The sequence below is a fragment of the Methylobacter svalbardensis genome (genome assembly GCF_037671525.1).
GTDB lineage: Bacteria > Pseudomonadota > Gammaproteobacteria > Methylococcales > Methylomonadaceae > Methylobacter_A > Methylobacter_A svalbardensis.
The window spans coordinates 1-17,564 of record NZ_JAWPOH010000064.1 but is presented as its reverse complement, the minus strand read 5'-3'; the positions used below and the strand labels follow the sequence as shown (position 1 = coordinate 17,564).

The 17,564-nt window shown below is 47.0% G+C and carries 13 protein-coding genes and 1 pseudogene; 6 read left to right on the top strand and 8 right to left on the bottom strand.

Translation table 11 applies throughout. The features are described 5' to 3' along the window. Window positions 1–58: 58 nt before the first annotated feature. The 6 genes from RW114_RS17050 to RW114_RS17025 all read right to left on the bottom strand — a co-directional run bounded on the left by RW114_RS17050 (window position 59) and on the right by RW114_RS17025 (window position 10,552). Complete coding sequence (locus RW114_RS17050; RefSeq protein ID WP_340123967.1) at window positions 59–1,666, bottom strand: hypothetical protein; 1,608 nt, start codon at window positions 1,664–1,666, stop codon at window positions 59–61. A gap of 34 nt (window positions 1,667–1,700) precedes the next feature. Next, complete coding sequence (locus tag RW114_RS17045; protein ID WP_340123966.1) at window positions 1,701–4,958, bottom strand: type I restriction endonuclease subunit R; 3,258 nt, start codon at window positions 4,956–4,958, stop codon at window positions 1,701–1,703. Beyond that, window positions 4,951–6,000: a PDDEXK nuclease domain-containing protein gene (locus RW114_RS17040; protein ID WP_340123965.1), complete on the bottom strand. Its 1,050-nt coding sequence runs from the start codon at window positions 5,998–6,000 to the stop codon at window positions 4,951–4,953. The genes RW114_RS17045 and RW114_RS17040 overlap by 8 nt, the downstream gene beginning before the upstream one ends. After that, the gene (locus RW114_RS17035) at window positions 5,997–7,385 is read right to left on the bottom strand and encodes a restriction endonuclease subunit S (RefSeq protein ID WP_340123964.1); all 1,389 of its coding nucleotides are present in this window, start codon (window positions 7,383–7,385) and stop codon (window positions 5,997–5,999) included. Before RW114_RS17035 ends, RW114_RS17040 begins: the two co-directional genes overlap by 4 nt. After that, window positions 7,385–9,694, bottom strand: a complete 2,310-nt coding sequence (locus tag RW114_RS17030; RefSeq protein ID WP_340123963.1) for a type I restriction-modification system subunit M — start codon at window positions 9,692–9,694, stop codon at window positions 7,385–7,387. The genes RW114_RS17035 and RW114_RS17030 overlap by 1 nt, the downstream gene beginning before the upstream one ends. Before the next feature lie 300 nt (window positions 9,695–9,994). Next, window positions 9,995–10,552 (bottom strand): recombinase family protein, encoded by a 558-nt coding sequence (locus tag RW114_RS17025; RefSeq protein WP_340123962.1) that lies wholly within the window; start codon window positions 10,550–10,552, stop codon window positions 9,995–9,997. A gap of 384 nt (window positions 10,553–10,936) precedes the next feature. Between RW114_RS17025 and RW114_RS17020 the strand changes: the two genes are divergently transcribed. Together RW114_RS17020 and RW114_RS17015 are read left to right on the top strand one after the other, a co-directional pair. After that, a complete protein-coding gene (locus tag RW114_RS17020) occupies window positions 10,937–11,782 on the top strand; it encodes a hypothetical protein (RefSeq protein ID WP_340123961.1) in 846 nt (281 codons plus the stop codon). A gap of 44 nt (window positions 11,783–11,826) precedes the next feature. Next, window positions 11,827–12,537 carry an REP-associated tyrosine transposase gene (locus RW114_RS17015; protein WP_340123960.1) on the top strand — a complete coding sequence of 237 codons (711 nt, stop codon included), beginning with the start codon at window positions 11,827–11,829 and terminating at the stop codon, window positions 12,535–12,537. 20 nt (window positions 12,538–12,557) lie between these two features. Here the strand turns inward: RW114_RS17015 and RW114_RS17010 are convergent, their stop codons facing one another. Both RW114_RS17010 and RW114_RS17005 read right to left on the bottom strand, forming a co-directional pair. Next, entirely contained in the window at window positions 12,558–13,331 is a 774-nt protein-coding gene (locus RW114_RS17010; protein ID WP_340123959.1) for an IS4 family transposase, read from the bottom strand. Further along, window positions 13,240–13,758, bottom strand: coding sequence for a hypothetical protein (locus RW114_RS17005; protein ID WP_340123958.1), 519 nt, complete (start codon window positions 13,756–13,758; stop codon window positions 13,240–13,242). The genes RW114_RS17010 and RW114_RS17005 overlap by 92 nt, the downstream gene beginning before the upstream one ends. A gap of 85 nt (window positions 13,759–13,843) precedes the next feature. Here RW114_RS17005 and RW114_RS17000 point away from each other — a divergent pair, with 85 nt between their 5' ends. From RW114_RS17000 to RW114_RS16985, 4 genes and pseudogenes are all read left to right on the top strand, one after another. Then, a complete protein-coding gene (locus RW114_RS17000) occupies window positions 13,844–14,362 on the top strand; it encodes a magnesium chelatase domain-containing protein (protein ID WP_340123957.1) in 519 nt (172 codons plus the stop codon). Between the two features lie 325 nt (window positions 14,363–14,687). Next, a complete protein-coding gene (locus RW114_RS16995; RefSeq protein WP_340123956.1) occupies window positions 14,688–16,355 on the top strand; it encodes a tetratricopeptide repeat protein in 1,668 nt (555 codons plus the stop codon). Window positions 16,356–16,597: 242 nt separating this feature from the next. Beyond that, window positions 16,598–16,903, top strand: a pseudogene (locus RW114_RS16990) (integration host factor subunit beta). A gap of 17 nt (window positions 16,904–16,920) precedes the next feature. Further along, on the top strand, window positions 16,921–17,109 hold the full coding sequence (locus RW114_RS16985; RefSeq protein ID WP_340123955.1) for a hypothetical protein: 189 nt from the start codon (window positions 16,921–16,923) through the stop codon (window positions 17,107–17,109). Window positions 17,110–17,564 lie beyond the last annotated feature (455 nt).

The window sequence follows — 17,564 nt, the reverse complement described above, 5'->3', positions numbered from 1 at the left end:
GAGTTCAAATACTCACTCACCAACTGTTGGTGACGCTTTGCCAAGCGAGGATCGAGGTCTAATAACTTTTTTTATATTCATGGCGTATGTTACTACTTTTGTGCTTTAAGTTGTGTAGATAGCTATGCTCGAAGGGCGGACCGTCATTCCCTGTTCCAAAGCTTTGGTTCAGAATTTTCGCAAAGAACGGACGTCGCACAATCTCGCGGACTTGCGTAGAACCGAACAGGAGCGAGCGAAGCTGAGGCTTGGCCGTGGCAAGCACTTCTGCCTCGTCATCATTCAGCACGTCGACTTCGACTGTGGCGATGCCCAACGTATTTAGCAAATCTCCCAACCAATTGCGGAGGGGTTCGATGCCTGAGTCGCGCAGCGAAACAACGATCTTCCAAGAGCTGAGAAGTGGTGAGCCAAGGATGGCCCGAAGCACATCAAGGATAATTGGCTGATGATCCTTTTCAATCCGGTCGATGCCGTCGATATAGAGCGTATCAGCGCCTGTCGCCCCGATCTCCACTAATAAGCTCGTCAGCGGTGCGCTTGAAAGACCATTTGTAGTGGCAAAGCTCGCCCAACCTTTCCCTTCAAGCCTTTCGGATTTTAGGAAGATAACAGGTCCACGCTCCAGGTCGGCCTCAACCCGCTGACGCAGCAGAACTGATTTTCCGCTGCCCGGCAAGCCCCTGATCTGGATGAAGCGGGACCCCCCAAGCGATTTCTTGAGCTTCGTAGAGAGGGCTGTGCGGTCTAAATGTGTACCGCCGACGTCGTTCTGGATGTCCGCGACCCAGTTACGCGTCAGCGCAGTCAGTTTCTCCAAATCGCTACGCAGCGAAGGCGCGGCTCGGAGACAAACGATACGAGAGAGTTCGCGGATCAGTCGCGGACGGTCGAACTCGCCCGACTTTCCGGCAGACTCGCGCACCATTTGGCGGAGTGTAGCCCATAGAAGCGGTGCCTGAATTGCCTGATCTGCGGCGAGACAATTGCGAAGCCGCGTCATCACTTCAGGCGGATCGGAGGCTCCGGTATGCAAAAAGTCGAACTCCACAAGGACGAAGTGGGAGAGAAAATCATGTGCTTCCACTTCGGAACACGCACTTCCCTTCGCGTGAGCCAACAGTGCAACGATGTCATTTTTCACAGTTTTCAGGGCCGCGCTGGCGTTTCCACCTTTCGCAAACCGAGCCTTAAAGTGGCTGGCAGTAATGCTCTCTCGTGCCAGTTCGGATAGTGAAATAAGGGCGCGCGCCTTATCTTTCGCGATCTCACCAACAGCGGCACCGTAGCGGTCAATCCCTTTGCGAAAGTTGGTTTTCTGGTATGTAGCCCAGCTATCCCTGATGACTTCGCGAAAGTCAGAGTTGGTCTTCGCCGCGCTGATGGTGAGTGCTCGCTTAACCTGAAGGCTTAAGCGAGCGAGTTCACCGGTCATGTCGCGAAAATCGACGATGACGTCATCGAGTGGTTCTCCGAAGTTGCGCTGCTGGAGCGCGACACGGCACACCGTGCGATTTTCAACACCGGGCGCATAGCCTTCCCCCAGCAATGCCGAGAGAAAAAAAGCCGAAACGGCATCCTCAAACGTGAAGCCAGCGCCTCCAGCGAGCTCTGGTGACTGAGCAGCAGGTTGGCCATTTTCATTTGTGCTTGTCTTCTGTGCCATTACGTTTTCAGTTAGAGGTTTCAAAAGCCACAATTTAATTACTCCCCGCCAACTTCAACAAATCAAATACCACCTTTGCAAAACCAGCGGCCTTTGCGGGATTAGATAACAACTGCATCATCTGATTATTATGAGCTTCACTACTATCCATGACGGCATCATCAACGGCCTTTGTAAAATCACCCAGCATCGCCTGCTCAGTTGAGTTATTGGCAATTTGCTTCATAACCAAGGCATTTTCGCTGACTTTATCCCTAATGGTATGAGCGTAATTTACCAGGTCAAGTTCCGTTAAATGGTCAGTAATAAAGAGCTCATTCAACCGGCTAATAATCTGCGAAATAAATTCTTCCTGCTTATCTTTTGCTTTTGCACTACCTAAGCCTTCTCCGGGTTCAAGTTTATACTCCCCAGAATCTTCTTTTAGCTTCAAGTCCTGGTGACGAAGCAGGGAAAGGCGATAATGACTCAGCACTACGCTGCTCAAGTCTATACCTTCTTCTTCCATAAACGTTTCACGCAGCATAGGTCTCAGGTTCCGCGCATACAGACTGAGTTTTTCCAGTTCCTTATTGTCGTAATCGACAATCTGCGACATGAATTCATAAAAGCGTACAAACGTACCCAAATCCTTTTTAAAGATTTCAAGCGCATCTTTTTCCTTTTTGCATTCCTTGAAGCTGTTTTCTGCATTGGCAATCAACACGGCATCGGCAGTCTTCTTGGTGCGCTCAAACATGTCTCTGGCTAGCTTGTATGCATCAATGGCTGATTTGTAACGTTTCTGCCAACGCTCTACAGCAGGCTTGCAGATGTTGGCAATGGCCGCATTGCTTTTGCTCTTTACAAAAAACGCCTCGCAAAACTGATCAACTTCTTGCCAAGTAAAAATACTGGCTGCACGTAGCTTATCAAACAGATCAAAGATTAAATCAGGGTCTGACACATCGGCTAATTCAGCCGTTTGGTAATAGGGCTGGAACGCATTCAGTATATCTTCCGGCTCATTGAAAAAATCCAACACAAACGTACCCATTTCGGCTTTGCCCGGATAGGTACGATTCAGTCGCGACAGGGTTTGTACGCACTCCACGCCACCGAGTTTTTTATCGACATACATGGCGCAGAGCTTGGGTTGATCAAATCCGGTCTGGAATTTATTGGCAACGATCATCACTTGATAATCGTCCGAATCAAAGGCTTTGCGCATGTCACGGCCTTTGAGGTTCGGATTCATATTGTATTCGGTATATTTTTCGCCAATCATGCCCTCGGAGTTCGGGTCTTTATTGCTAAATTCCACTTCGCCGGAGAAGGCGACCATGGCATGAATGTTTTGGTAGCCTTGGGCGACAATGTATTTGTCAAAGCCCAGCTTGTAGCGCACGGCTTCTTTTCGTGAACTGGTGACCACCATGGCCTTGGCTTGACCGCCTAACAGGCCCATCACATTATCTTTAAAATGCTCGACAATGACCTGCACTTTTTGTGAAATGTTGTAGTCATGCAGCCGTACCCATTGATTAAGTTTTACCTTGGCCCGTTTACTTTCAACTTCCTGATCGGCGCCCTGAATTTTTAACGCCAGGTTATAGGCGACTTTGTAGTTGGTGTAGTTTTTTAACACGTCCAGAATAAAGCCTTCTTCAATGGCTTGGCGCATGCTGTACACATGGTAAGCTTCAGGGAGATTGGTTTTTGACGGCGCTTCATCAGGCTTGGGCAGACGACCAAACAGCTCCAATGTCTTTGTTTTGGGCGTTGCGGTAAAGGCCAAATAACTAACATTTGTGGATGCGCGACGTGAGGCGATGGCTGCATCCAGAATATCTTCGGCAGTCACTTCGTCATCGTCACTGCCTTGCGCATCAGTCATCAACACTTCTTTTAATTGCCGGGCAGTAGAGCCGGTTTGTGAAGAATGCGCCTCATCGGCAATGATTGCGTAACGCCGCTCTTTTAAGCTGACACTGTTCTCAATGGCTTTTAATACATGCGGAAAGGTCTGAATGGTGACGATGATAATCGGCTGCGCATTGTTAAGTGCAGCGGCCAGTTTCTCCGATTTTGAACCGTCACCTTCTTTATTGTTGATCCTTCCGACAACACCATCAACATGTTCAAACTGGTAGATGGTATCTTGCAACTGGTCATCCAACACAGTTCGGTCAGTCACAATGATTACGGAATCAAATTGTTTGTGGCCGCCGGCGTCGTAAATTGACGATAGTTGATGCGCTACCCAGGCAATTGAATTGGATTTGCCCGATCCGGCACTGTGTTGAATCAGGTATTTATGACCGGGGCCTTCCGTACGTGCCGCCTCAACCAGCTTTGTAACCACATCCCACTGATGGTAACGCGGAAAGATGAGCGCCTCTTTTTTATACTTGCGGCCCTCCCAGTCTTCTTTTTCTTCAATTTGCAAATGTACAAAGCGGGCAAGAATGTTAAGCAAATTATCCGGCAGCAACACTTCATTCCACAAATAATCGGTGGCGTATTGGTTAATGTCTTCAGGCACATCATTACCCGCAGCCCCTTCTTTTGTGCCTTTGTTAAACGGCAAAAAATAGGTGTCATCGCCTTCCAATCGAGTAGCCATATACACTTCATATTGGCTGACGGCAAAATGCACCAGTGCTCCACGCTTAAAGGTTAATAACGGCTCCGGTTTTTTGGTGGCTGGATCGATAGGATGGCGAGTGGTTTTGTATTGTTTAATCGCGTTGTGTACGGCCTGCTTAAATTCCGACTTTAACTCCAAGGTCGCTATCGGCAGGCCATTTACAAACAGCACCAAATCAATGCGCCAGGCTTTGGCTTTTGTGCCGGCTTCAGCCAAATGCGCTTCGTTTGCCCACGGACTATAGACCAACTCAGGCACGATACGACAACGATTCTTCTGGTAACGTGCCAAGGTATCCGGATTTAAATCATGTTCGGGTTTAAACTGGCACAGACTAAACCGGGTGCCACGGTCACGCAGCTCATGGCGCAATACGCCCAAGGTGCCAAAGGTACGCATCTCTTTGTTGGCGGCATTGGGATCGGCTTTGTTGAGCTGAGTGGCGACACGCTCCAGAAACTTTTCTTCTGGGTTATTGGGGTACAATGCGCGGAATTTTTGCCACTGTACATCCTGAGTTTCTTGCACAAAACCCAACAGATCTTCCGGATACAAAGCCAGTTCACGGTTGTAGTTTTCAGGCTTGCCCAATAACCAGCCATTCGCGACCAGATGATTAATCATGTCGTTTTGGAAGGGTAACTCGTTGGCTTTGCTACTCATCCGACTCATCGCCTTTGTGGTCTAATCTTCGTTTTGCATTGATAATGGCCTGATGCAAGCGCTGCTCCAATACGGCTTTAGGCGGTAGCGTGGTTAGATACTCCGCCACATGAATACCCGCACTATCCAATTCAAGCAATTCGATTTGTTCCTGTTTTTTACCGGCACACAAAATAATGCCTAACGGTGGGTTTTCATCGGCTTCCTGTTCGTATTTTGCCAGCCAACGTAAATAGAGTTCCATCTGCCCTTTATATTCGGCCTTAAAGTTATCTATTTTTAAATCAATGGCGACCAAGCGTTTTAGCTTGCGGTTGTAAAATAACAGGTCGATATAAAAATCATCCTCATCGATTTGAATGCGGTATTGACGTGCGACAAAACTAAAACCACTGCCCAGCTCCAATATAAACTGTTGCAACTCACGTAGAATGGCGTCTTCAAGGTTTTTTTCCAGATAGCTGTCATTTAGATCAAGAAAATCCAATATATACGGGTCTTTTAAAATCAGATTTTCATTGACTAACCCTTGTTCACGCAACAGAGCAATTTCACGGATGATGGTTTCCTCTGGTTTTCTTGAGATTGCGGTGCGCTCAAATAATTGTTTATCAATCCGATCTGCCAAGGTACGGGTTGACCAGCGTTCCTGCACTGCCATAGCCAGGTAAAACTCGCGTTTTACTGAATTATCCAGATAAATAAGATTCTTAAAATGTGTCCAGCTTAATTGTCTCCGCAGTGCAGAGACAATCTCTGGCTCAGGAAAGGTCTCCGCGAAACGAAGGCAATGGTGTAATTGTTTTTTATTCCAGCCCTTGCCAAACGCCACAGTTAAATCACGCGCTAGATGGTCTATTACCTGTTTGCCATATTCCGCCCGTTCGCCGCCCAACACCTCATCGGCTATACGTTTGCCCACTTGCCAATAGAGCAAAGTCAGTTCAGCATTGACTGCCACTACCGCACGTTGCTTGGCCGATTGAATAAGCTGTTTAACTTCAGCGGCCAGCGCGTTATCGACTATTGGCAGCTGGCTCATGCGATGGCTTCCATGTTAGTTTCTTTATAGTTGTAAAATGGTTCTGGAGATTGCCAACTTCTTACGTCAATTTTTCCGGTGACGGCGGCGGAGATTAGGGCTGTGCGACGCTCTTGAATTAATTTAATAGCTTTTTCAGATACTTGAATCAAATTATCAATTTTTTTAATTTGACCTTCAAGATGATTTCGAATTTCAATCTGCTCAGGTAGAGATGGAAGTGCAATTAATAATTCTGCCACATCAACTAAATATATTGCCTGCTGTGCACTTGCCTGAGATGCTAGGAAAAACTGTTCTTTTGCCGAATATTGATTTAGCAGGTAATAAACAAAGACTGGGTCAACAGTAGTCGTTTTTGGCTTCAGTAAAATTACACTACCCAAGAGGCAAAAGATGATTTTTCTTTCAACAAGACCAACACGTCCAATCGTTGCACCGCGACTAACAATCAGAATATCGTCAACTTCAGGATTACATCTTCGCCGAAACCGATAGCCATCCTCAAGGGTTACATATTTATTTACCTCATAGTCAATCGTACGATCACGAATATCTTTCGCTGATAAAAAAGGCATGCCTTCATCTGTGAAAGTAGGTGAAATATGTTCACCATCGGTAATCTTTCTAGCCAGCCTCTTCAAGCTTATAACCTTCCAATGCTCCGGCACTTCACCCAACCACTCAACACCTGAGTCGCGCATCGGGGCATTGGGATTTAAACCTTTGGTCACCGCATGGCTAATGACTGCCAGGCGTTTTTCTTTTAGCAGCTGGATGAGCTGTTGTTGTTTTTCGATCAGGGTATTGATTTTGGCGGTTTCGTGGTCAAGGAAGTTGGCGATTTTCTCCTGTTCTTCAATGGCAGGAATGGCAGTTTTATACCCCACCATACCCGCATCACTAATATTGGGTTGCGCACCGCCAAAGGCTGTTAATTGAATATGCTCTTGATAGCCACAACTACTCAGCAAATACCAAAAAAATCTATAGTCCAAATACCTGTCATTGCATTTGAATACCCCTACACGCTGATTTACCAATGCTGGCTTTCCTCCCCTAAACCAACCAGCTTTCCCAATGGTTGCTCCGGTCATAGCCATGACCAATTCACCTGAGCTGACAGAGAATTCGCTATATTTGTTAGCAAGCTCGCCAGAAACACATTTGCAGTTTTTTAATGAAACGCTTCCATCCTGTTTTATATCGCTTATTCGGATAACAGGTTCTCCATCTTCAATAAACGAATCACTGCTAAACGCATACCCACCCTTAACAAATGAATATCGCTTTAATTCTGCTATCTGCCAGTGATTTGGTATCTCCCCCAACCACTCAACCCCAGAATCCTTATACTCAGGATAAGCCCGATATTTCCCTGGCATTATGAATGCACCTCTTGTAGCAACTTCATAATCTCACTACTCACCTGATCCAGTTCGGCGTCAATCTCAGCCAATTCCCTCGGCGGCTGATACACATAAAAATGCCGGTTAAACGGTATTTCATAGCCGACGATGCCTATCTCCTGATCCTTGTCGTCTTTTTTGCCGGCATCGATCCAGGCATCGGGTACGTGGGGTAAAACCTCTTTGGCAAAGTAGGCTTCGTTGATTTCGTTAACCGATCTGCTTGGATCAAGCGCCACGTTTTCATTATCGCGCAGGTCGCTATCGGCTTTGTATTCCAGCACTTTTCCGCCCACTTCAAACAAGCCGTACACTGAATTGGCCTTGCCTTTGTGGACTTTTTTAATGACTTTTTCAGCAGCCGGGTTTTTCCAGCTCACGGCATCGGTGATCTGTTTTTTCTCTTTGGCGTCCAGGTTGATGCCTGTCGCTTTTATGACATCGTCATAGCCGTTCATGTCATCGTGCTGTTCTGTGCCGATGGCCTGTTGCAGTTGTTTGGCTTTGAGCAGGATTTGTTTTTGGCTTTCCCAGGTTTTGCGATCCAGCAGGTCCTTGATTTGTTTTTCTTTTAACTCGCTGTAGTGAGTTTTAATCCGGTTGCGTATGCCCTCTTCGTGCTCTGATAAGTCGCCGTAAAGTTCGCAATCGACCGCATCAGTCCAGTGGTCGCCGTATTCGGCATAAGCCCATTTCATGACTTCAGTTAAAGGTTTAGGGGAAAAGCGCAACTCGGCAATGCATTCATCACTGAACTGGTAGGATTCACGCAAAGGACGTTCGATGCTGATGCGGCGGTAGCCGAATTCATAGGTATTGAAGATTTTGCTGGCAAAGGTTTTGGCTGACTCAGTTTTTGGGTTGGCTGACTGGCGGCCGCGATTGCTTTTTTGATCTGCGGGTTTGTCTAGCTCCCGTGCATCGACTACTTCGAAGTTGCCGAAACAGCGGGTAATGGTGGCAATATCGCTGCCATCCATCACGTTACGTTTGGAACCTAAAGATTTACGCATTTTACCGCACAAATTTACGCCGTTAATCAACTGGACCTTGCCTTTGCGTTCTGAGGCTTTTTTATTGGAAAGCACCCAAACATAGGTGGAAATGCCGGTGTTGTAAAACATGTCAGTCGGCAACGCAACGATGGCTTCCAGCAGGTCGGCCTCAAGAATGTAACGGCGAATCTCGGATTCACCCGAACCTGCACCGCCGGTAAACAATGGCGAGCCGTTAAGAATAATGCCGATACGTGCGCCGCCTTCGGAGGCATCTCTTAACTTGCTTATCAGATGCAACAGAAATAACAGCGAGCCATCAGAGACTCGTGGCAAGCCAGGGCCAAAGCGGCCATCAAAACCTTTTAGGGTATTTTCGTCTTTTATGTCTGATTCAATTTTTTTCCAGTCTACGCCAAACGGCGGGTTGGATAACATGTAATCAAATTTATCGGCATACAGTTGGTCGTTCGATAGGGTGTTGCCGAGTTTGATATTTTTAACTTCTTGCCCTTTGATCAACATATCGGCTTTGCAGATGGCGTAACTCTCGGGGTTGAGTTCTTGCCCATAGCCGCGCATCACCGCTTGCGGGTTTAACTCATGCACGTATTCCATGCCCGATGAAAGAAAGCCGCCCGTACCAGCGGTTGGGTCGTAGATGGTGCGGATGATGCCCGGTTTGGTCAGCGCGTCATCATCTTCCATAAACACCAGCGCGGTGGTGAGGCGAACAATATCGCGCGGGGTGAAATGTTCTCCGGCGGTTTCGTTTGAGCCTTCAGCAAAACGACGGATCAGTTCTTCAAACACCAAGCCCATATCATGATTAGAAATTGCCTTGGGGCTTAGATCAGTATTACGAACCTTTATTACAATTTTGTAGAGCAGGTTGGCATCATTAAGCTGACCAATAAACTCGTTGAATTTAAAGTGCTCAAAAATCTCACGCGCATCTTTGGAAAAGCCCTGGATATAGGATTCCAGATTGGCGGCAATGCCCGCTTCACCAAGTGTGGAAAGATCCATTTTTGAAATGTTGTAAAACGAAAGTCCGCCAGTAGCCCGTAACAGCAGCTTTTCCTGTGCTTCTTCCGGCAGGTTCATGGCTTGTACCTTTTCGACCTGAGCCAGCACTGCTTCTTTGCTGTCTTCCAATACACCTTCAAGGCGACGTAATAAGGTGAATGGCAAAATGATGCGACCGTACTGGCTTTGCTTAAAGTCGCCGCGCAGTAAATCGGCTAATGACCAAATATAGGCGGCCAGGTTGTTGGTATTTTGTGTCATGGTTTGTTGCTAATCTCGTTTATACCGACAGGTAAATGGCTGGTTGATAGAAAAAACTATCGCATAGTACCACGGCATCGCTATGCAAAATGCGCTCGGACATAGGCAGTGATTGATCTGAATCAAATATCCGCGGCCCATTTACTTAATTGCCCCTGCAAATCTGCGTGGTGGTAATACTTTCATGGCCGAGCAGTGCCTAACTAAATGTCCACCAGTTGCATGTCTTTGTCCAACAACGGGGTGGTGTAAGCATGCCCGATAGTAATGAAATTTGATGGTGAATTGGAATTCACGCAGTCAGTCAGCACCAGCGTATTTATATAGTGTGGTGCGTGAAACATGGTAGCGTTGAGCAACGCTGGTGATATTGACCGACGGATCACGCATTAACGCCTTAACTTCTCGAATCTGCTTGTCATCAAGTGCCGGTTTTCTTCCGCCTTTCCTGCCTCTCGCTCTCCCTGCAGCAAGACCGGCATGGGTGCGCTCTCTAATGAGATTCCTTTCAAATTCAGCCAAGGCCGCAAAGATATGAAAAGTCAGTTTGCCGTTGGCACTATTTGTTTCGATCTTCTCTGTCAGACTTTCAAAGCCAATGCCATCGCGTTCAAGTTCGGCCACAATCCTCACCAGATCAGGCAGTGATCGCCCCAACCTGTCTAAGCGCCAAACAACCAAGGTATCCCCTGCCCTTAACGCTTTACGGCATTGCTCAAGTTCAAGCCGTTCCGTATTTTTGCCACTGGCTTTTTCTTCGTAAATAACATCGCAGCCGGCCTTTTTTAAGGCATCGTTTTGAAGATCTAAATGTTGATCATCGGTCGATACTCTGGCGTAACCAATCTTTTGATTCATGAACACTTTACTTGTTTTGATAGATTAACGGCTATATTAACATTTTTACCCCTCTTTCACTATCCAAAAAGGGTGGTTTTTGGATTGTTCATTAAACGACCGTTTGATGAACAGTGACAGACAGGGATCGGCCAGAAACGGACGTTCGGCCTTGCCTGATAGTTGTCATTAGAGCGACAGCTTGATTCGAAAACCTGCCGAAGGGCAATCTACTCAAAACGGTTGAGGTAGACTTTCACACCGTCGAAGCGAACAACGCGATAAGGTCCGCTGCTTTCCTCAAATCTTATCCGACTACTTGTGAGGATAAATCTCGACAACAAATCATATGCGGTTATATTGTGATGCACGTTGAGATTTGGACAAGACGTTGAGTAGCGCGTTGTGTCTCAAAAAAGCATCTTTGCTACAGAACTAAGTGGGACTTTAATAGTGAAAAATAACTTTCAGAGCCAAAAGGCATGGCACCCAAAGGAAATCTACAAACTTATAACTGGGATTAGCAATATAAAGAAGAGAAACTTATTGCGAGGTTATGTTACAAAATCTCATATTACTCATCATGAAGCTGAGATCATCCGAAGAGCAAACTCCCCTCATGACAGCATGATTGTAGGTGCACTATTAAAAGGCCCCCACGGGCTTATGGATGAACCGGCCAAAAAGAAAAAGAAAACAAGTAGTGACCTCCTTATAATGAATTCATTTCCTCCATTGGATTGGAAAAACGAGGTCTGTTATACAGCTGGATATATTAACTCCGTGAGCAAGGCTGCAACTGAAATCTTGTCCGCAATAAAGAATCTAGCTCGATTGGAAACTCTGGATTCAGATTATGCTCTCGGATTACTCCTTGGGTTGGGCGAGAAATATGGAGCATCTAATTACTTATCATACAAGCTGGCATATTTGAGGAGTGCAAGAAGCCTTCCTGATACCTTATGGACCATAGTTTCTAAAATAGAAAATGAAATAGGTCATCGTAATAGCCCTGGGATGCACTTTAGCGCTCTTGAAAATTTAAGTTCCAAAATTTCGCTTTTTGCGATTGCCCAAAGTCGAATCAGTAGATATGTTGCAGTGGTTAATGGTGATTTTAGAAAGGCTCTTCCTCTGAGTAATTTCATACCAACTCCATTGGATGAAGAGGATGTTGCAGGATTTTTACTTAGAGCAACAGAATCTTGCTTACAAAATCAATGGGGTCAGATTAAATTGATTTTTGATTAAAAACCAGCTACTTTAATACCTGTGTTTCTTTTTGGATTAAGCCCATGGCTCGCCTCCCCAGAATGATTATTCCTGGTCAACCGCAGCATGTTATCGTTCGCGGTAATAATCGTTCCGAGATTTTTTGCTGCGATGCGGATTATCGTTTTTATCTGGAAAAGCTTCAGGCAGCCTGCAAAAAGCATGACTGTCAGATACATGCTTATGTGCTGATGACTAATCATGTGCATTTGCTGATGACCCCTTTTTCCGAAACCAGTCTGGGCAAAACCTTGCAAATGCTGGGGCGGTATTATGTGCAATACTTTAATTACTGTTACCGCCGTACCGGTACGCTCTGGGAAGGGCGGTACAAGGCAACGCTGATCGACAGCGAATCATACTTGCTGACCTGCATGCGCTATATTGAATTAAACCCGGTGCGCGCAGGAATGGTTACCGACCCAGTCGACTATCCGTGGTCGAGCTATCGATTTAATGCACAGGGACAGGCAGATAGTTTGGTCACGCCTCATTTTGAATTGCAGCGTTTGGGCAATGATGACAGCAAACGCCAATCGGCCTACAGAGCATTATTCAATCAAACGCTTTCTGAAACTCAGATAAATGAAATCAGGGATGCTACCAACAAGGCTTGGGCATTGGGTGATGGTTGGTTTAAGGAGAGGATTCAATTGCAATTGGCTAGGCGGGTAGAGCCCACAGCTAGAGGCGGGGACAGGAAGTCGGCTCAATTCAAAATCAATCGAGTATGACCCTGAGGTATCCCCACAAATCACCCTTTCTCTAATTTTTCAAAATAACCGACCAATAGCGCCTGCGCCAGCTCTAAATAATCACCCGGTAGGTCAAACACAGCATAGTGGCAGGCGATTTTACCGAGAAAAATAACGGAGTACGGCGAACGTTTTGATCCGCTATTAACCCGGATCTGCCGTTCAGTAGCGGAGCCTTTTAGACTGAGACCCACCAGCCAAAGTGCAAAGATAATAAGCGCCGCGATCAATAATAGATTCGCCCTGCGGTCGGATTGAATCCTGCTTTCACGGGTTAAATTTAAGCCATAACGCGTACTCTTGGTATCGCGAAACCCTTCCTCGATTTGCATCCGAGCGCGGTAATAATTTACGATACGCACGGCTGAGTAGTCTTTAAGAGACGGCGACACAACCAGTAGCCACGGCTCTTTTTCACGTTTGGCCTTCTTGCGGCTTTGATTGGATTTGCCCGGCTTCTTATGCACTGTCAGCTGTTTGCGACCTTTGGCGGGACGCCAAAAAATCACCAGATGTCCTGGTAAAGAATTGCGGCGCACCCAGAGTGCCGAACCCAGCAACTTGGCTTTACGACTGGCTTTGGCATACAGCGATTTTGCCGCCTGCCATTCGCCGGGATGATCGGCAAAGGCAATAAAATCACGATGGCGAATCCGACCTAGCCAATGCCAGCCTAAGCGTTCAACCTCGCGAAAGAACGGGGTGCGAAACCCGGAATCCGCAACCACAATAGGCGTAACATGCGCTGGGAGCAGACGTTGCAGGGTGGACAAAAATTGATGTTGAACACGACGGTTCCCCAGTTTTTTTTTCCAGATGAACCTCTTCATAAAGGGTAACGGTGCGTCCGCCCACAGGAAGGGAGGCTCGCAATAATTGTTGGCTTTGATCGTCAGTTAGCGGTGACCAGTCAATAATAATCAGGGGCAAGGGAAGAGATTTCAATAAAAATCCGGTCATAACTCCGTATAACGCCAAGCGCTCAGATTTGAGGTGAGGATTACCCATCAAACGATCTAGGCGCTTAATTTTATGTTTGATAAAGGTAGCTCCGGAAACCGCCCGTCCCAACGTCGTAATGGATACAGCCGCCCCCGTAAAGCCCGCCTCGACCGCCGCCATTAGTGCATTAAAACGTGCCGCATGAAGATTGGGGAGTGATTGTTTTAATAGGGTATGTAGGGTGTTGATAATTGCCATAAGACTCTTCCCCCGATGTGTTTTTTTGGAAGAAAATTTCATTTTAGCGCCATTTGGGCTTTAATGTACTAAAAAATATCGAATAGTGTTTTGTTTTATAAGGATATTTTGTGGGGATGCCTCAGAGTATGACCCCATTGATTATGCTGGTGTAAAAATTTTAAACAAACCAGTTCCGCCAGCTTTTCGGGAAAGCATGGGGTTTGCAGAGCAAAATCTCTATGCCAGAGCGATGCAGTTGGTTGGTGATAAAGATCCTAGGCACCATGAATTTACTGTTCAACTTCGGGCGTTTGATGCATCAAAGTCCGGCGCCAAGCTGGGTCTTGGAGCGATAATAGCGCTTTGTACGGCATTATTAAAAAAGAGTGTCCGGGGTGGTCTTATTATTGTCGGCGAGATCAATCTTGGTGGGTCGATTGACCCCATTCATAATCCGGTGAGCATTGCCGAAATTGCCGTTGAAAAAGGAGCCACAGCGTTACTCATGCCAGTAGCCTGCCGTCGCCAGCTAGTTGATCTTTCTGACGATATGGCAACCAAGATTGATATTCAATTCTACTCCGATGCCAGGGATGCTTTATTGAAGGCAATGGTGGAGTAGATGTATTTGATCTATTCAAATTCACTAGAACACCCATATTGCAATGTTAGAACTTAATTGGTGTTAAGATTCTTAACGAATGGAAAGAGAATCGATTCCGGTGGTTGTGAAGCCGAGCGAGTTCAGGCAACGTCTTTTTGTTACCCGACATTATCTGGGATTTGTCGGGCGCGATAAAGTCGTGCCAGACCTGACTACATGGCAAAAAAAGCCAATCATTTCGTCTAATGTCACCAGAATCTATTATCTAATAGTGTAAAAAAATATAACTAGGTGGCTAATTCTTTTACACTGCATTAATAGAGTTAACCGATTAGAATCATTTATGAATTGGATTAGAAGCGCTTGGAGCTGGTTATCGAAACCGAACCATCAGAAAACGCTCGCATTTATTGGCGGCGGTTTAGTTATAGTGATTGGCGGCGCGTGGGAAGCTTATCAGCAATTTTCAGAGAAGCCAAAGGAAATCCCGACGGTCACAGCGTCAGAAGATAGCATCGCGACAGTGGGAAATATTTCCGCAAACAATTCTGGCAATGGAACTGCCATCGTTGCTACAGGAAGCGTTCACGTTATCAACAGCATTACCCTTGAACAATATGAAGTCGGATTAAAGCGGAAAGAGCAAGAAGTTCGTGCGGAACTTACGCATGCCAACGCGGCAGACAAGGAAATGATAGCCCTGCTTGATAAGCAACTCGCCGATGTTCAAGCGAAGTTACAAAATCCAGAAGCAGCATTAGGGGATTACAAACAAAAACTGGCCGATGCCTATAAGGCGTTTGATGATATCAAACGCGAGGTATTGCCGGAACAGATCAAGCGAGCGCAAGAGGCCTTGACGAAAGGCGAGACCGCCGATGCTCAAAAGCTATTTACTCAAGTGCTTACGAAAGGCAAGGGAAATGCCGCCAAAGCCGCTTACCATCTCGCCCAATTGGCCGAAGGCCGCATCGACTACACCGCCGCTTACCAGCATTTTAAAGAAGCGGCGGATTTGCAGCCAGATAATCCGCATTACATCAATAATGCTGGGATTATTGCCCACACTATAGGCCGTTACAGTGAGGCCGAACCACTCTTGAAGCGGTCACTGGCCATTTTTGAAAAAGTCCTCGGTCTCGACCATCCCAATGTGGCATCGAGCCTCAACAACCTCGCGGAGCTGTATGAGGCGCAAGGCCAGTATGCCAAAGCCGAGCCGCTCTTGCAGCAGTCACTGGCGATCCGGGAAAAAGCCCTCGGCCCCAACCATCCCGATGTAGCATCGAGCCTCAACAACCTTGCGGAGCTGTATGACTCCCAAGGCGCGTACTCCAAAGCCGAGCCACTCTTGCAGCGGTCACTGGCCATTTCGGAGAAAGCCCTCGGCCCCGACCATCCCGATGTGGCGATAAGCCTCAGCAACCTTGCGGTGCTTTATTACGTGCAAGGCGCGTATGCCAAAGCCGAGCCACTCCATCAACGGGCACTGGCGATCCGGGAGAAAGCCCTCGGCACCAACCATCCCGATGTGGCGATAAGCCTCAACAACCTCGCGGAGCTGTATCGGGCGCAAGGCGCGTATGCCAAAGCCGAGCCGCTCCATCAGCGGGCACTGGCCATTTGGGAGAAGGCCTACGGCCCCGACCATCCCGATGTAGCGACGAGCCTCAACAACCTTGCGGAGCTGTATGACTCCCAAGGCGCGTATGCCAAAGCCGAGCCACTCTTGCAGCGGTCACTGGCCATTTCGGAGAAGGCCCTCGGCCCCGACCATCCCGATGTGGCGACGAGCCTCAACAACCTTGCGGAGCTGTATCGGTCGCAAGGCCAGTATGCCAAGGCCGAGCCGCTCCATCAGCGGGCACTTGCGATCCGGGAGAAGACACTCGGTCCTGATCATCCATACGTGACGCAGAGCCATCTGCATTATGCGGCCTTGCTCAGGAAGCTCAATCGCGAAGTCGAGGCAAAGGCGATGGAAGCCAGAACCAAGGCAATTGGGTACTAATAAACAAAAGGCTCTAAAGTTTCACGGGATTTAGTGGCAAATTTGTTGTTAGCTTCCCATTTTTTTCTGCACAGGATGACCTTCAACGCCGTTTGATTCCTTTTTACTGCGCTATTGGTCAACCCCCAACACCCATTTAACATAACATTATTTTATTCGAAGTCTCATATGTAAACGCAATATAGTAATGTCCTGTTTTAACCTGCTAAACTGAACGCCCAATTTATCAAGGGAGTTGAAGGGTGGTTAAATCAGAACTGTTGCGGGTACTTAAGGAGAAATGCCCGGAACTTCAGGTCAGTGATGTAGAACTGGCCCTCAATGGCCTGTTGGAGCAAATGGTGAGTGCGTTGTAAAGCGGCGAGCGCATTGAGATTCGCGGATTTGGTTGCTTTACGCTACACCATCGTCCGCCACGAATGGGACGTAATCCCAAAACCGGGGCAGCCGTTCTTTTGCCAGCCAACGTTAAGCTGCATTTTAAGCCAGGTAAAAAAATGAGAGATCGAGTCAATACCGCGCGTGACAAGTGCCCGATTACAGACTGATTGAGAAGTATTGAAGCATGACTGAAAAACAAATTGAGCGTGTTGTCATCGATGCAAAGTTATTAGTCGATGCCGTTACACCTGAACATAAAGTTTGGCTGTGTCCGGTCTGCGGGCTGAAGCGGAATATTGGCAATCATGCCCGATGCTCGAAAATCACTCAACTGAAGCATCGTAAGGAACGCGAAAATAGGCCTCAAAAATAAGCGCTAAAAACCAGTTACGGCTTATCTATAGGGGGCACCCTTTAGTCAGCGGCACGTTGTTCTTTATTTCGATGGCACCGCTTAGCTTATAGACAGGACATCACATTTTTATAGCTTTGCGTTGGTACTGTTGCTCAAACTGTTCTAATTGTTCTTGCTTCTGAACTTGCCTCTGTGGCGCCAGTATCTGTTTTTCCTGGCATTCAATTATGTTGTTCACCCGAGTCGTTACTTGACGCACCACACCTTCGCGACCTAATACTCGATGTTCAAGTTTTTAAATTTTTTGCAGCCTGATTCTTGGAAAATTATCCAGCAGCACGGTACTGTAGCGAAACCGTCGGCCCTAAACGCCCCAAATCCCTCCCAACCATATGTTTTCCAGAAGGCATTAACTGAAAAACCTCATCAATAAGTCCAGCCAATTCTTTGAGCTTAGCCGCAGGATTCTTATC

Excerpts from the sequence above, each read along its gene's own strand:
- RW114_RS17050 (WP_340123967.1), bottom strand. The coding sequence starts at position 1,666 with ATGGCACAGAAGACAAGCACAAATGAAAATGGCCAACCTGCTGCTCAG.
- RW114_RS17045 (WP_340123966.1), bottom strand. The coding sequence starts at position 4,958 with ATGAGTAGCAAAGCCAACGAGTTACCCTTCCAAAACGACATGATTAAT.
- RW114_RS17040 (WP_340123965.1), bottom strand. The coding sequence starts at position 6,000 with ATGAGCCAGCTGCCAATAGTCGATAACGCGCTGGCCGCTGAAGTTAAA.
- RW114_RS17035 (WP_340123964.1), bottom strand. The coding sequence starts at position 7,385 with ATGCCAGGGAAATATCGGGCTTATCCTGAGTATAAGGATTCTGGGGTT.
- RW114_RS17030 (WP_340123963.1), bottom strand. The coding sequence starts at position 9,694 with ATGACACAAAATACCAACAACCTGGCCGCCTATATTTGGTCATTAGCC.
- RW114_RS17025 (WP_340123962.1), bottom strand. The coding sequence starts at position 10,552 with ATGAATCAAAAGATTGGTTACGCCAGAGTATCGACCGATGATCAACAT.
- RW114_RS17015 (WP_340123960.1), top strand. The coding sequence starts at position 11,827 with ATGGCTCGCCTCCCCAGAATGATTATTCCTGGTCAACCGCAGCATGTT.
- RW114_RS17005 (WP_340123958.1), bottom strand. The coding sequence starts at position 13,758 with ATGGCAATTATCAACACCCTACATACCCTATTAAAACAATCACTCCCC.
- RW114_RS16995 (WP_340123956.1), top strand. The coding sequence starts at position 14,688 with ATGAATTGGATTAGAAGCGCTTGGAGCTGGTTATCGAAACCGAACCAT.
- RW114_RS16985 (WP_340123955.1), top strand. The coding sequence starts at position 16,921 with ATGACTGAAAAACAAATTGAGCGTGTTGTCATCGATGCAAAGTTATTA.